General features: G+C 68.3%; 12 protein-coding genes. 5 read left to right on the top strand and 7 right to left on the bottom strand.

Annotation, left to right across the window (positions count from 1 at the left end; all coding sequences use genetic code 11):
- Positions 1-27: 27 nt before the first annotated feature.
- Both hpnD and hpnE read left to right on the top strand, forming a co-directional pair.
- Positions 28-867: a presqualene diphosphate synthase HpnD gene (gene hpnD, locus AC3WUT_RS00110; RefSeq protein WP_492345044.1), complete on the top strand. Its 840-nt coding sequence runs from the start codon at positions 28-30 to the stop codon at positions 865-867.
- Positions 860-2,209, top strand: a complete 1,350-nt coding sequence (gene hpnE / locus AC3WUT_RS00105; protein WP_492345043.1) for a hydroxysqualene dehydroxylase HpnE — start codon at positions 860-862, stop codon at positions 2,207-2,209. The genes hpnD and hpnE overlap by 8 nt, the downstream gene beginning before the upstream one ends.
- Positions 2,210-2,215: 6 nt before the next feature.
- On the opposite strand, the gene AC3WUT_RS00100 is transcribed toward hpnE, so the two are convergent.
- Positions 2,216-2,911 carry an HAD family hydrolase gene (locus tag AC3WUT_RS00100; RefSeq protein WP_492345042.1) on the bottom strand — a complete coding sequence of 232 codons (696 nt, stop codon included), beginning with the start codon at positions 2,909-2,911 and terminating at the stop codon, positions 2,216-2,218.
- A 61-nt stretch (positions 2,912-2,972) separates the two neighbouring features.
- Here AC3WUT_RS00100 and hemH point away from each other — a divergent pair, with 61 nt between their 5' ends.
- The 3 genes from hemH (at position 2,973) to AC3WUT_RS00085 (ending at position 7,704) form a co-directional block, all read left to right on the top strand.
- Positions 2,973-4,067, top strand: coding sequence for a ferrochelatase (gene hemH / locus AC3WUT_RS00095; RefSeq protein WP_492345041.1), 1,095 nt, complete (start codon positions 2,973-2,975; stop codon positions 4,065-4,067).
- A 56-nt stretch (positions 4,068-4,123) separates the two neighbouring features.
- A complete protein-coding gene (locus AC3WUT_RS00090) occupies positions 4,124-6,565 on the top strand; it encodes a Lon protease family protein (protein ID WP_492345040.1) in 2,442 nt (813 codons plus the stop codon).
- Between the two features lie 173 nt (positions 6,566-6,738).
- The gene (locus AC3WUT_RS00085; RefSeq protein ID WP_492345039.1) at positions 6,739-7,704 is read left to right on the top strand and encodes an alpha/beta hydrolase; all 966 of its coding nucleotides are present in this window, start codon (positions 6,739-6,741) and stop codon (positions 7,702-7,704) included.
- Positions 7,705-7,743: 39 nt separating this feature from the next.
- Here the strand turns inward: AC3WUT_RS00085 and AC3WUT_RS00080 are convergent, their stop codons facing one another.
- From AC3WUT_RS00080 to AC3WUT_RS00055, 6 genes are all read right to left on the bottom strand, one after another.
- Positions 7,744-8,616, bottom strand: a complete 873-nt coding sequence (locus AC3WUT_RS00080) for an alpha/beta fold hydrolase (protein ID WP_492345038.1) — start codon at positions 8,614-8,616, stop codon at positions 7,744-7,746.
- 73 nt (positions 8,617-8,689) lie between these two features.
- Positions 8,690-10,807: a D-(-)-3-hydroxybutyrate oligomer hydrolase gene (locus tag AC3WUT_RS00075; protein ID WP_492345037.1), complete on the bottom strand. Its 2,118-nt coding sequence runs from the start codon at positions 10,805-10,807 to the stop codon at positions 8,690-8,692.
- A 114-nt stretch (positions 10,808-10,921) separates the two neighbouring features.
- On the bottom strand, positions 10,922-12,001 hold the full coding sequence (locus AC3WUT_RS00070; protein WP_492345582.1) for a branched-chain amino acid ABC transporter permease: 1,080 nt from the start codon (positions 11,999-12,001) through the stop codon (positions 10,922-10,924).
- Between the two features lie 16 nt (positions 12,002-12,017).
- Positions 12,018-13,013 (bottom strand): branched-chain amino acid ABC transporter permease, encoded by a 996-nt coding sequence (locus tag AC3WUT_RS00065; RefSeq protein ID WP_492345036.1) that lies wholly within the window; start codon positions 13,011-13,013, stop codon positions 12,018-12,020.
- Positions 13,010-13,741, bottom strand: a complete 732-nt coding sequence (locus tag AC3WUT_RS00060) for an ABC transporter ATP-binding protein (RefSeq protein ID WP_492345035.1) — start codon at positions 13,739-13,741, stop codon at positions 13,010-13,012. The genes AC3WUT_RS00065 and AC3WUT_RS00060 overlap by 4 nt, the downstream gene beginning before the upstream one ends.
- The gene (locus AC3WUT_RS00055; RefSeq protein ID WP_492345034.1) at positions 13,738-14,502 is read right to left on the bottom strand and encodes an ABC transporter ATP-binding protein; all 765 of its coding nucleotides are present in this window, start codon (positions 14,500-14,502) and stop codon (positions 13,738-13,740) included. The genes AC3WUT_RS00060 and AC3WUT_RS00055 overlap by 4 nt, the downstream gene beginning before the upstream one ends.
- Positions 14,503-14,542: the final 40 nt, after the last annotated feature.

The following is a 14,542-nucleotide window of genomic DNA, read 5'->3' as shown; positions in this document are numbered from 1 at the left end:
ATGCTGCGCGTACGCTCAGCCCAATCCATGACCCCAGAAGACTACGTCCAGCAAAAAGCCGCCGCCTCGGGCAGCAGCTTTTATTACGCCTTCCTGTTTCTGCCCAAGCCGCGCCGCGCCGCGATCACAGCCTTCTATGCCTTTTGCCGCGAAGTGGACGACGTGGTCGACGAAGTCAGCGACCCCGGCGTGGCCATGACCAAGCTGGCCTGGTGGCAGAACGAAGTGCGCCAGGCCTTCGCCGGGCAGGCCAGCCACCCCGTGATGCAGGCTCTGATGCCCCACGTGCCGGTGTATGGCCTGCGCCAGGAGCAGTTGCAAGCCGTCATCCAGGGCTGCCAGATGGACCTGGAGCAAACCCGCTACCTGGATTACCCCGGCCTGCAACGCTATTGCCACCTGGTGGCCGGCGTGGTGGGCGAAGTCTCGGCGCGCATCTTCGGCCAGACCGACGACCGCACCACCGAGTACGCCCACACCCTGGGCCTGGCCTTCCAGCTGACCAACATCATCCGCGACGTGGGTGAAGACGCCATGCGGGGCCGCATCTACCTGCCGGTGAACGAGCTGCAGCGCTTTGACGTCAAGGCCCATGAGGTGCTGCAACGCGTGTACTCGGATCGCTTCACCGCGCTGATGAAGTTCCAGGCCGAGCGCGCCCACCAGCTGTATGACCAGGCCCTGGCCCTGCTGCCCGGCGCCGATCTGCGGGCCCAGAAGCCCGGCCTGATGATGGCCAGCATCTACCGCACCCTGCTGCGCGAGATCGAAGACGAAAACTTCCAGGTGCTGCACCAGCGCATCAGCCTGACCCCCTTGCGCAAGCTGTGGCTGGCCTGGAAGGTGCAGGCCCTGGGCCGTGTCTGAGGCCCCAAAGCCCCACTCACGCCACCTCGCCGTGATCGGTGGCGGCTGGGCCGGCCTGGCTGCCGCCATGGCCGCCCACGACCAGGGCTGGGCCGTGCACCTGTTCGAGGCCTCGCCCCAACTCGGCGGCCGGGCCCGCACCCTGCCCGGCCCAGCGGCCCTGACCGGGCTGGACAACGGCCAGCACATTCTGATCGGCGCCTACACCCAGAGCCTGCGCCTGATGCGCCGGGTGGGGGTGGACCCCGAACAAGCCTTGCTGCGCCTGCCACTGACGCTGCGCTTCCCCGATGGGGGCGGCCTGCAATTGCCGCGCTGGCCTGCTCCCTTCGATGCCGCCGCCGGCATCCTCGGCGCGCGGGGCTGGTCCTGGCGCGACCGGATCTCACTGCTGGCCACCACCCTGCGCTGGCAGATCGGCGGCTTTCGCTGCGCCCCAGATGCCAGCGTGCTGGCCCTGTGCCAAGGCATACGGCCGCGGGTCATGGCCGAGCTGATCGAGCCCCTGTGCGTGTCAGCCCTCAACACCCCGGTGGACCAGGCCAGCGGCGAAGTGTTTCTGCGTGTGCTGCGCGACTCCCTGGCCGGCGGCCCGGGCGCCTCGCACCTGCTGCTGCCCCGCACCGACCTGGGGGCCTTGTGGCCCGAGCCGGCGGCACGCTGGATGCGTGCCCAGGGCCACAGCGTGCAAACCGGCCAAAGGGTGCAAGGCCTGCTGCGCGACGCCAAGGGACGATGGCAGCTTCAAGTGGCGACGGGGCTGGAGGCCCCCGCCTTCGACCAGGTCATCCTGGCCTGCCCTCCTGGCGAGGCGGCCCGCCTGCTGACCCAGGCTTCGGGCCTGAGCGGTGATCAACACGCCGCCCTGGCCACCTGGGCCGCCCAGGCCCAGGCCCTTCGCTTCGAAGCCATCACCACGGTGTACGCACAGGCCGGCACCCCGGCCGGCGCCCTCCGGCTGCCCCAGCCCATGCTGGCCCTGCGCTGCGGGCCCGGGGCGCCGGCCCAGTTCGTGTTCGACCGCGGTCAACTCGGCGCCCCCCAAGGCCAACTGGCCTTTGTGCTCAGCGCCAGCCCCGACCTGAGCCGCGAGGCCCTCAGCCAACAAGTGCTGACCCAAGGCCGCCAGGCCCTGGCCCCGATCGGGGTGAGCGAACTACAGGCCTTGGGCACGGTGACCGAAAAGCGCGCCACTTTCGCCTGCACCCCAGGCCTGACTCGGCCCGCCCAGCGACTGATCCCGGGCCTGTGGGCCTGCGGCGACTATGTGGAAGGCCCCTACCCGGCCACGCTCGAAGGGGCGGTGCTGAGCGCGCAGTCGGTGGTGGCGGCACTGACCTGAGCGGATTCACCCCACCAAATGCCGGCACAGCTCGTGCAGGCTGCTGATGGTCCAGGGCGCGGGGCTGGCATGGGGCCAGGCCTTGGCGTCGCGGTTCACCCACACCGCCTGCAGGCCCGAGTTCAAGGCCCCCATGACGTCGGTGTCCACGTCGTCGCCCACGTGCAACACCTCGGCCGGGGCCACGGCGGCCGCGGCGGCGGCGGCCTCGAAGATTCGCGGGTCGGGCTTGGCCACGCCGAACTGCTGCGCACTCAGGCTGGCGCTGAAATACGCCCCCAGCCCCACCCGCTGCACATCGGCATTGCCATTGGACAAGGCCACCAAAGGGTAGCGCTCGGCCAGGCGGCCCAGGCATTCGTGCACATCGTCAAACAGGTCCACCCGCTGGCGCTCGGCAAAGAACACCTCGAAGGCCGGCTCGGCCAGGGCCGGATCGTCGCCGGCCTGGCCCAGGGCCAGGCGGATCGACTCGCGGCGCAGCGCGCTCAGGTCGGTGACCAGGTCGGGCCGCAGCGTGGTCATCTGGTTGCGGATCTCGCGCAAGGCCCCGGGGCGCGAGAACAGGGTGGCCGTGGCAGGTGCGTGGCGCTGCAGCCAATCGGCCAGCACCGTCTCCGCGCGGGCAATGGTCGGCCAGATGGGCCACAAAGTGTCGTCCAGGTCCAGGGTAATGGCCTTGATTCGGGCGTGATCGAGCATAGGTGGCTGAGAATACTGCATCCCTCAAAACCTCAGCCTCAGCCTCAGCCTCACCCTGCCCATGCCGTCCAAGTTCGCCCCCGAGCCCGCCTACCGCCACGGCCAAGCCGCCCGCACCGCCATCCTGCTGTGCAACCTGGGCACCCCCGAGGCCCCGACCGCCCCGGCCCTGCGACGCTACCTGGCCCAGTTCCTCAGCGACCACCGGGTGGTCGAGATCCCGGCCCTGATCTGGAAGCCGATCCTTCACGGCATCATCCTGCGCGTGCGCCCGGCCAAGTCGGCCGCCAAATACGCCAGCGTCTGGACGCCCGAGGGCTCACCCCTCAAGGCCTGGACCGAGAAGCAGGCCAAGCTGCTGCAGGGCTGGCTGGGCGAAGCCGGCCATCAGGTGCAGGTGCGCTACGCCATGCGCTACGGCCAACCCTCGATCGCCCACCAGCTGGATGCCCTGAAGGCCGATGGCGTGACCCGCGTGCTGATCCTGCCGGCCTACCCGCAGTACTCCGGCACCACCACCGCCAGCGTGTTCGACGATGTGGCGCACTGGGGCCTGCGCCAGCGCCACCTGCCCGAGCTGCGCTTCATCAACCGCTACCACGACGACCCGGGCTACATCGATGCCCTGGCACAACGGGTCGAAGCCCATTGGCGCGAACACGGTCAGCCCGACCAGTTGGTGATGAGCTTCCACGGCGTGCCCGAGCGCACCCTGCAGCTGGGCGACCCCTACCACTGCGAATGCCTGAAGACGGGCCGCCTGCTGGCCGAACGCCTGGGGCTGCGCGCGGATCGCTACAAGATCACCTTCCAGTCGCGCTTCGGCAAGGCCAAGTGGCTGGAGCCCTACACCGAACCCACCCTGGTGGCCCTGGCCCAGGCCGGCACGGCCCGGGTGGACGTGATCTGCCCCGGCTTCACCAGCGACTGCCTGGAGACCCTGGAAGAAATCAACCAGGAAGCCCGTGAGGCCTTTTTGCACGCTGGGGGCAAAGCCTTCCACTACATCCCCTGCCTGAATGACAGCCCGGCCTGGATCACCGCCCTCAGCGCGCTGGCCCAGCAACACCTGCAAGGCTGGCCCACCCGGGGACCAACGCCGCAGTCGCTGGAAGACAATCGCCAGCGCGCCCTGGCAGCAGGCGCCCGTAACTGATCCGCCCATTGCCTTTCGAATTCAGCCACGCAACCGGGCCAAGCCCGGCTAGCGTTATGCTTTCCGACCTCCTGGCCCCCGACATCCCTCTTTCGTCAATGCCCGCCCCCTCCACCGACCTGCCCACCCAGCCTGCCCTGACGGCCCAGCAACTGCGCCGCCACATCGACCCTGCCAGCCTGGGCTTTGCCAGCACCGCCGAACTGGCCGACGAGGCCCCGGGCTGGATCGGGCAGCAACGCGCCCGACAAGCCACCGAGTTCGGCCTGCACATCGAAGCGCCCGATTACAACCTGTTCGTGCTGGGCGAAGTCGGCAGTGGCCGCAGTTCACTGCTGCGCCAGGCTCTGCACCAGGCAGCCCGAGCCCGCCCGGTACCGCCCGACCTGGGCTATCTGCACCGCTTCGAGGCCCCGCAGCGCCCCTTGGCCTTGCGCCTGCCGGCCGGCAGCGGCCGCGTGTTGCGCCAGGGCCTGCAGCAGCTCACCCGCCAACTGGCCACCGACATCCCGGCCCAATTGGAGGCCGCCGAGGTCACGCTGGAGGCCGACGGCATCGAGAAAGCCTTTGAGCGCGAGGAGCACCTGGCATTGAAAGACCTGGAAGCCCTGGCCGCCCGCCACGGCTACCAGCTGCAGCGCGAGTCCGACCGGCTCAAGCTGGTGCTGCCTGAGAAACCACACGGCAAGGACAAGAGCCCTCAAAGCGAGGCTGACAAATCGGCCGCCGAAGCCCTGGCCACGGCCACCGAAAACGAGGTGCGCGCTGAAATGGCCCGCGTGCTGGCCCAGTTGCGCCTGCGCGAGATTGCCCGTGACGAGACCCTGGAGGCCCTGAAGCGCCGCACCCTCACGCCGCAGTTGCAGAAGGCCTTTGACACCGCCTTGGCCGGCCTGCCCGAAGCCGAGCGCCACGGGCTGCAGAGCTGGGTGCAGGCGGCCATCGGCGAGGTGCTGAACCAGATCGACCTGTTCCTGCCCCGAGCCGAAGACGAAGACGAAGCCGACCGCAAGGCCGACCTGGCCCATTGGCAGGCCTGCCTGGCCTTCAACCTGGTGGTGGACCACGCTGGCCAGCAAGGTGCGCCGGTGGTGCTGGACAACAACCCCCAGATGCGCAGCCTGTTCGGCAGCATCGAGCACCCGGGCGGCGACGACGCCGGCCCCGCGGACCACACCGCCATCCATGCGGGCGGCCTGCTGCAAGCCCACGGCGGGTACCTGATGCTGCACCTGGCCGACCTGATCGACGACGAGCCCCTGTGGGAGCGGCTGCGCCGCTTTCTGCGCTCGCGCCAGTTGCAGATCGAAGAGCCCGGTGGCACGGGCACCCCGGCTGGCGCCAGCCTGCAGCCCGACGCCGTGCCGGTGGACGTGCGCCTGGTGCTGGTCGGCTCGCCCGACGAATACTACAAACTGCAAGACGCCGACCCCGAGATGGCGCGCCGTTTCCGCGTCAAGGTCGACTTTGCGGACCGCTTTGCCGCCAGCGACGACAACCGCCGCGCCATGGCGGCCTGGGTGGCCTGCCGTTGCCGGCAACTCGGCCTGCCCCACTTCGAGGCCGCAGGCGTGGCAGCCCTGCTGGAGCAAAGCCACCGCGAGGCCGACGACCAGCACTACCTCAGCGCGCAACTGGGTCAGATCGAAATGGTGCTGATCGAGAGCGCCCAGCAGTGCCGCGACCGGCAGGGCGAAGGGGTGAGCGCCGCCGACGTGGCGGCCGCCCTGCAGGCACGGCGCCAGCGCCACGACTACCTGGAGCAGTGCGTGCTCGACAGCATCAGCGAAGGCGAGCGGCTGATCTCCACCACCGGCCTGGCCGTGGGCCAGCTCAATGCCATGAGCCAGATCGACACCGGCGACCACCGCTTTGGCGTGCCCATGCGCATCAGCGCCCGCACCCAGGCTGGCCACCAGGGCGTGCTCAACATCGAGCGCGAGGTGCGCCTGTCCGGCCCCATCCACGACAAGGGCGTGCTGATTCTGCAAGGCTACCTGCACGCGCTGTTCAGCGAACAGGCGCCGCTGGCCCTGCAGGCCTCGCTGGGCTTCGAACAGGAGTACGACGGCGTGGAGGGCGACTCGGCCTCGTGCGCCGAGCTGTTCGCCCTGCTGTCCTCGCTGTCAGGCGTGGGCCTGCGCCAGGACATCGCGGTCACCGGCGCTCTCAACCAGCACGGCGAAGTGCTGCCCGTGGGCGGCCTGAACGAGAAGATCGAAGGCTGGTTCCAAGTTTGCCGGCGCGCCGGGCTGACCGGCCAGCAAGGTGTGCTGCTGCCCGCACTGAACCAGCGCCAGCTGATGCTGTCACCCGAGCTGGTGGCCGCCGTGGCGGCCGGGCAGTTCCATGTGTACACCATGCGCCAGGCCAGCGAAGGCCTGAGCCTGTTGGCCGGCCAACCGGCCAGCGCCCTGCACACGCTGGCGGCCGAAACCCTGGCGGCCTACCGCCGGGCCTGCCGACGGGCCTTGCGACCGGGGCGCGCCGGGCGCTGATCCGGGGGGGCGCCCCCACACAGCAGACACCTGCTGCACACAGACGCGTTACACAGGCCGCCCACAATCAGGCGCAGAAGGAAGGACGCAAGGCTCAGACCACAGGCTGAGCCACGGCGACAAGGGCCCACTCGCCCAGGTGCCGCGTCCGGCCTGCCTGACCCAGAACGCGCATGTCCAAGTCCCGCGGGCCCCAAGCGGCCCCTCCGCCCCACACCCAGCCCTCACCCGACGCCCCGGTGGCGGGCGGTTGGCGCAGGCGTGCACGGGCCCTCGCGCCCTGGCTGCTGGCCCTGCTGCTGGCGTTGGCCCTGGGTGCCAAGTTGATCCACCACGCCCAGGTGGCCCGAGCCCTGCTCCACCCACCCCGCACACCGGTTCTGGCGGCCGACCTGGCCCTGGCCCAGCAGGCCCTGCACGGTGGGGTGCAGCCTGTCACCTTTGCCACCGCCGACGGCCTGCTGCTGCAGGGCTGGTACAAGCCCTCGCGCACCGGGGCGGTGGTGATCTTTGTGCATGGCGGCCAGGGCAACCGCCTGTGGTTTCTGGCCCAGGCGCAGGCCTTGGCCGAGCGTGGCATCGGCGTGCTGCTGTACGACTCGCGCGCCAGCGGCAACAGCGAAGGCGACACCCAGACCTGGGGCGATCTGGAACAGGAAGACCTGACCGCCGCACTGAACTGGGTCAGCGCCCGCCCCGATGCCGATCCCCGGCGCCTGGGGGCCGAGGGCTTTTCCATCGGTGCCAGCACGGTGTGCATGGTGGCGGCCAGTGATCCGCGCATCAAGGCCGTGGTGCTGCACAACATGTGGTCCTCGCTGGACGACGAATTGAGTTACAAGAGCGGCTCGGCGCTGAGCACCTGGTTGTTGTGGCTGGATTTCTGGTGGGCCGGCATCGACCCCGACCGGGTTCAGCCCGCCCGGGTGATCCACCAGATCGCCCCGAGGCCACTGCGCCTGGTGGCGGCCGAAGGTGACCACGACACCCCCATCGCCGTGGAGCAGGCCTTGTTCGAGCGCGCGGGCCAACCCAAGGCCCTGTGGCGCATCCCCGGTGCCGACCACCTGGACTACCGGGAGTACGGCGGGGATGCCCTGCGGCAAGGCATCGCCCAGTTCTTTGCCAAATCGCTTTGAGCGCGCCGCTCAGCCGGCATCAACGGCCATCAGGCCACATCAACCGGCCTCGGCACGATCGATGAAGTCACTCACCAGGTTCAGCTGATCGGGCACATTGAGCGCGGGGGCATGGCCACAGCCCGGCACCTCGACCACCGTGGTCAGGCCGCGCAGGCCCGGGCCACGGCGCAGCATCTCGGCGGTGGTCTCGGGCAGCACCAGGTCTGATTCGGCTCCCCGCAGACACAGCACCGGGATGTCGATGGCATCGTAGTCGTCCCAGATCAGGTAATCGTTGGGGTGCAGGGTGAACTGCTGCACCATGGCCGGGTCGTAATGCGGCGTGACCCGGCCATCGGGCAGCCGCCGGGTCGAGGTTTCGGTCAGGCGCCGCCATTGCGCGTCGCTGAGCCAGCCATAGGGCTTGTAGACCTGGCGGAAAAAGGCCTCCAGGGCCACCACCGAATCAAAGGCCGGCGGTTCACCGGCATAGGCCCGGATGCGCGCGATGGCGGCGTCCGCCAGTTGCGGCGCGTTGTCGTTCAGCACCAGGCTCTTGAGGCGCCCCCGGAGCGCGGGCACCACCTGGCCACCCGCACACACCGTACCGATGGCGCCGCCCATGGACGTGCCCACCCAATGCACACGATCCAGGCCCAGGCCGTCGAGCAGGCCCTGGGCCAGTTGGGCATAGAAAGCCAGGGTGTACTCACGGCCCGGGTCAGGGCTCCATTGGCTCAGGCCGCGGCCCAGGGTGTCGGGGCAGATCACGCGATAGCGCCCGCTGAGGTGCTCGGCCAGTTCGTCCATGTCACGGCCGGTGCGCGCCAGGCCGTGCCAGGCAATCACGGCCGGGGCCTGCGGGTTGCCCCACTCGGTGTAATGAAGTTCGCGGCCTGCGCAGCGCAGGTAGTGGGAGGACATGGCCATGAAAAATATCCGTTCCGGTTGCAGGCGGGGCCACTGCGCGGCCCCGCCAGGTTTCATCGATCAGTGGGCAGCCTCAGTCCGGGATGCTCACCGTGTTGCCGCTGAGCACGATGCGGTCGGCCGCGGCAGGCGTTGTCACCGGGGCCGGCACATTGTTGGCCGTCAGGGCCGGCGCCGCGCCCGGCGTACCGCCACGCGGCACGGTTCGCACCACCTGCGACGGCGGCAGGGCCGTGCCGTCCTTCAGGCGGGCGTAGACCGCATCAAGGGCTCGGTTCAAGTACAGCGACAAAGGCACAAAACGCGTGTCGTAACCGGGCAGCACCGTGGGCAGCCCGATGAACGAGTCAAAGTGCTGTGCATTGGTGACTTCGAGGTAGCTCAGCTGGCTGTTGGCACCCTCGACCGTGTTGTTCAGCGCCAGGTAGGGCCGCGAGGTGTGGTTGACGGGCAGCAAGGGGTCGGAGCGACCATGCACGATCACCGTGGGGCGGCCGCGCAGGTTGCCATTGCGGCGTGTCTCGTCGATGCCGGTGTTCAATTGCGCCGCCACGCCAGCCGTGCCGGTGACCAGGTTGCGCAGGCACAGGGCGCCGTCCAGCCCCATGTCGGCCAGGCCGGTGCTGGGCGACACCGACAGCAGATCACGCACCGGGCCGCCCTGGGCGTTGTTGTTGAGCAGTTGCACCCCCGACGACGGCGGCACACCGTTGCCCGTGGCGTACATCTGGGCCAGGGCCGTGGCGTCCACGGTGGTGACGGCACCCGCCGCGGTGGTGGCGGCGAAGCTGTACCCACACAGGTTGTCCTTCACGCTGGCGCGGGCCAGCGCATTGGCAAAGGTGACGGCCACGGCCGGGGCCACTTCGAAGCCTGCCAGGGTGGCAATCTGGCTACCGGCCTCGGGCTCCCAGCCATAGGCCTGCAGCTTGGCCAAGGCCTCGCTGGCCTGGGTGGCCGTGGTGCTGGCCGTGAGCAGGCCCTTGGTCTTCAGCGCGCTGCAGCGGTTGGCCGCCAGGGTGCCGTACACCACCGGCAGCGCATAGGTGCTCTGGAACGGCGTGCCGGCCAGCTCGGGGGCAAGGGCGGCACAGGCCGAGTACAGGTGGGCGTAGCTGGTGAAGTCCATCAGGGTGCGGGCCGTGGTCGCCTGCACCCGTCCGCCACGGGTGACCACCACGTTGGCACTCTTGGGCATCTCGATGGCCGGCTCGCTGACGGCCACGCCGTCGATCAGACCCTGCGTGTCCTGCTCGGCCGCGGCAATCGCCGAGCCGCCGCCATTGGAGGCACTGGAGGCGATCACCAGCGTGTTGTTGGCCCGGAAGGTACGGGCCTTGTGTCCGTTGCCGGCGTCATCCCCCAGGCGCTCATTGAGCACGTAGAAGGCGAATTCGACCGCCTGCAGCGTGAATTTGCCCCAGTCTTTTTCGACGTTGCGCCCCGAATGGGCGTGCTTGAAAGCCAGGCGATTGGGGGTGGCCGTGTTGAAGGCGGCCAGTTCGGTGGCCGACAAGGGGGCACGGAACTGCGCGCCCAGCCCGGCCGCCGTCGAGCTGCTGCGCGTGCCGTCGATCAGGGGCACGGTGTCGGTGGCCAGGTCATGGGCTGCGCCCCCTGTGCCCTTGTCGGTGTAGGCCACCGCACAGCCTTTTTTCAACCCCCACTCCCCCGTGCTGATGGCCCCGAACACGCCACGCGACCCCGACGAAGTGGCGGTGATGATGCAGGGCTTGCTGCGGTCAAAACTGTTGGGCACCTGCACCACGAGGGTCACGTTCTGCTGGCCCGTGCCGTCATCGCTGAAGGTGGTGTATTCGCCACCGGCAATCAGGCCTTCGCTGGTGGTGACTTTGCCATTGGCATCCACGTTGGGGCCATACAGAGTGCCGTAGCCGCCAGCGGTGGTGGTATCGAGCAGGGCCCGGTAGCTGTTGTAGATGGCCGCCCGGCGCAGCTCGGTGGCTGTGGGCTGCAAGGGGTTGGCATAGGCCGGGGCCACGGCACTTTGCAAGCCGCTCTTGCCCAGACCGGCGGTCAGCAGGTCATTGCTGACGCCGTCGTACTCGGCGCTGCTGACGGTGCCCACATAGCTGGGTCGGATGTTGAACTCGCTGCCATCGCCCATGCAGCCGCCAAGCCCGATGCTGGCGGCCACGGCCGCACCCACGGGTGTCCAGATGAATCGCATGCCTTGTCTCCTCTTGTTTTCAATGGTTGACGAACACACTTGCCCCGGGCCTGCCCAGATCTGGCAGCACCCCGAACTCACATCGACCTCCCAAAGCGCGGCCTCAGTGCAAGCTCAGTGCGGCGCCTTCTGGCCTCGGGCGGGCGCGCGCAGCCGCCCCACCACCCCGGTCGGGAAGTAATAAACCGACAGCACGAACAACACCCCGAGCCACAGCAGCCAGCGGTCGGGCGACAACAGCGAAGACAGCCAGGGCAGGCTGGCCGTGGCCTCGCTGCCCAGGCGCAGCAGATCCTGCAGGTAGCTTTGCGCCACCAGGAACAGGGCCGAGCCGATGGCCGCGCCATAGACCGTGCCCATGCCACCGATCACCACGATCAGCAGCACATCGAGCATCAGCTCGAACGACAGCGAGGTGTCGGGCCCGTTGTAGCGCAGCCAGAGCGCCAGCATGGCCCCGGCCACACAGGCGAACAAGGCCGACAGGATGCTCGACACGGTGCGGTACACCACCACCCGGTAGCCGATGGACTCGGCCCGGAACTCGTTCTCGCGGATGGCCTGCAACACCCGGCCGAAGGGTGAATTGACGATGCGCAGCAGGGCCAGCAGCAGCACCACGGCCAGCACGAACAGCAGGTAGTAGCAGATCAGGCGCCCGTCGAGCGACACGCCCATGAAGGGCTCGTCGGCCCACTCGAAGCTGGGCGACAGCATCTCGGGCACCTTGAAGGTCAGGCCGTCCTCGCCCCCGGTCAGCTCGGACAGTTGCGAAGCCAGGGTCTGGAAGGCCGAGGCCACGGCCAGGGTGATCATGGCAAAGAAGATCGCCCGCACGCGCAGCGAGAACAGGCCCACCGCCAGCGCCAGCAGCAGAGACAGCAGCAGCGAGGCCCCCAGCCCCACGGCCAGGGCCTCCCAGGTGGGGCCCAGGCGGGTGGTGGCGACGGCGATGCCGTAGGCCCCGATGCCAAAGAACATGGTGTGGGCAAAGCTCACGATGCCGGTGTAGCCCAGCAGCAAATCAAAGCTGGCCACCAGCACCACGAACACCAGCACCTTGGCGGCCACGTTGAGCGCCTTGACGCCGGGGAACAGAAAAGGCGTGAAAGCCAGGGCCAACAGCAGCCCGATCAGCAGCACGGCCAGCACGCGGCTGCGCGGCAGGTCGTTGGAAATCAATCGTTTCAGCATGTGCATGGGGGCCTCGTCAGCGGTTGGTCACTGGGTACACGCCCTGCGGGCGCCACAGCAGCACCGCCACCATCAGGGCGATGTTGGAGAACAGGGCCAGCTTGGGCAGCAAAAAGCCGGTGTAGTTGGCCATCAGCCCCACCAGCAGGGCCCCGATCAACGCGCCCCCGGTCGAGCCCAGGCCGCCGATGATGATCACGATGAAAATCAGCACATTCACCTGGGCGCCCATCTGGGGCACCACGTTTTGCTGGTACAGGCCCCACATCACGCCGCCCAGGCCAGCCAGGGCACTGCCCACCACGAACACGCCCACAAACAGGCGCCGGATGCGATAGCCCAGCGACTCGACCATCTCGCGGTCTTGCACGCCTGCGCGGATCAGCAGGCCGATCTTGGTGCGGTTCAAGGTGTAGGCCAGCACACCGAACACCAGCAGGCCCACCCCCACCGCCACCACGCGGTAGCGCTCGATGGCGGCATCGCCCCACAGCCAGGCGCCGCGCATGCCCTCAGGCAGGGGCAGCGGGATCTGCTGCGGGCCCCAGATCACCTTGATGATCTCTTCGCCGATGATCATGCCGCCCATGGTGATCAGGATCTGCTTCAGGTGCTGGCCGTACACCGGGCGCACGATGAAGCGCTCAAACGCCAGGCCCAGGGCGCCCGCCACCGCCATGGCCACCAGCATGGCCGGGAACACCGCCACCAGGTTGCGCCACAACTCGGCTGACTGGGTCCAGTCGGTCATGCTGCCCAGCACACTGGTGGCCACAAAGGCCCCCAGGGCAATGAACACACCGTGGCCGAAGTTCAGCACATCCATCAAGCCGAACACCAGGGTCAGGCCCGAGGCAATGATGAACACGATCATGCCCATGGCCAGGCCGGCCACGGTCAGCGTCAGCCAGGTCGAGCCTGAGCCCACCAGGGGCAGGGCCAGCAAGGCCAGCAGCGGCACCAGGGCCAGCGGCTTCCAGTCCAGGTCTTTGAAGTTGAAATCGAAGTTCATAGCGCCAACCCCAGCAGCGAGCGCTGCAATGCTTCGTCTTCGGCCAACTCGGCCATGCTGCCGGCGTGCACCACGCGGCCGTCGTCCATCACGGCCACGGTGTCACCCAGGCGTTTGGCGAAGTTGATGTTCTGTTCGACCAGCAAGATCGTGACGCCGCTGGCCTTGAGCTGGGCAAAGGCGTCGATCATGTTGTTGATCATCACGGGCGCCAGGCCCTTGCTGGGCTCGTCGATGATCAGCAGCTTGCGCGGCTCGACGATGGCACGCGACACCGCCAGCATCTGTTTTTGCCCGCCCGACAGCTTGCCGGCCGGGTGGTTCCAGAACTTCTGCACCGCCGGAAACAGGCCGAAGATCCACTGCAGGCGCTGCTCGTCGATCTGGGCCACGCGGCTGGCCTTGCGGGCGGCCAGCAGCATGTTCTCTTTCACGCTGAGGTCGGAGAAGATGCCCATGTTCTCAGGCACGTAGGCGATGTCCAGGCCGGCAATGTGCGGCGTGTGCATCTTGCTGATGTCGCGCCCATCAAAGTGCAGGCTGCCTTGCGAGGCCTGCCACAGGCCCATGATGGTGCGCAGCGTGGTGGTCTTGCCCGCGCCATTGCGCCCCAGCAACATGGTCAGTTGCCCGCGGGGCACGGCCAGGTCCACCCCGTGCAGGATGTGATAGGCCCCGATGTGGGTGTGCACGCCTTTGAGTTCGAGCAGATGGGTGTTCTGACTCATGCTGCCTCCTTCGCCACGCCCAGGTAGGCCTCTTGCACCACCGGCAGGGCGATCACCGTGGCCGGGTCGCCGTCGGCCACCAGGGTGCCGTTGTGCAGCACGATGATGCGGTCGGCCAGCTCGCGCACCACATCCATCTTGTGCTCGACCAGCAAAATGGTCTTGCTCTTGTCTTTTTTGAGGGCCCGGATCAGGTTCAGGATCACCGGGGCCTCGTCATGGCTCATGCCGGCGGTGGGCTCGTCAAACATGAACACCTGCGGCTCCAGCGCCATCAGCAGGGCCACTTCGAGCTTGCGCTGATCGCCGTGCGGCAGGCTGGACACCAGCACCTCCTGCTGGTGCACCATGGCCACGTCCTGCAGGATCTGGTGGGCACGTTCGGTCAGGGCGCGGTGATCGCTCCAGATGCTCCACAGGTTCAGGCCATGCCGGTGGGCCCCGCTGCGCGTGGCCTGCACCGCCAGCCGTACGTTCTCCAGCACCGTGAGGTTGGGGAACAGATTGGTCAACTGAAAGGCCCGCCCCAGGCCGGCCCGGGTGCGCACCGACACCGGCGCGTGGCTCAGGTCCACCCCGTTGAGGTGCACCGAGCCACTGCTGGCGGCGATCTGCCCCGACACGAGGTTGAAGAAAGTGGTCTTGCCGGCGCCATTGGGGCCAACGATGGCGGTCAGCGTGCCGGGTGCAAAACTGCACGAGACAGCATTCACCGCCACGTGCCCGCCAAAGCGGACCGTGAGATCTTGGGTTTGCAGCATGGTGGGTTCCTGAACCCGCCCCGGGGGCCGAGGCAGCGTT

This window comes from Curvibacter sp. EU05-FHT14A10 (genome assembly GCF_058791075.1).
The sequence above is the reverse complement of the archived record's forward strand: the minus strand, read 5'-3'. Positions and strand labels throughout refer to the sequence as shown.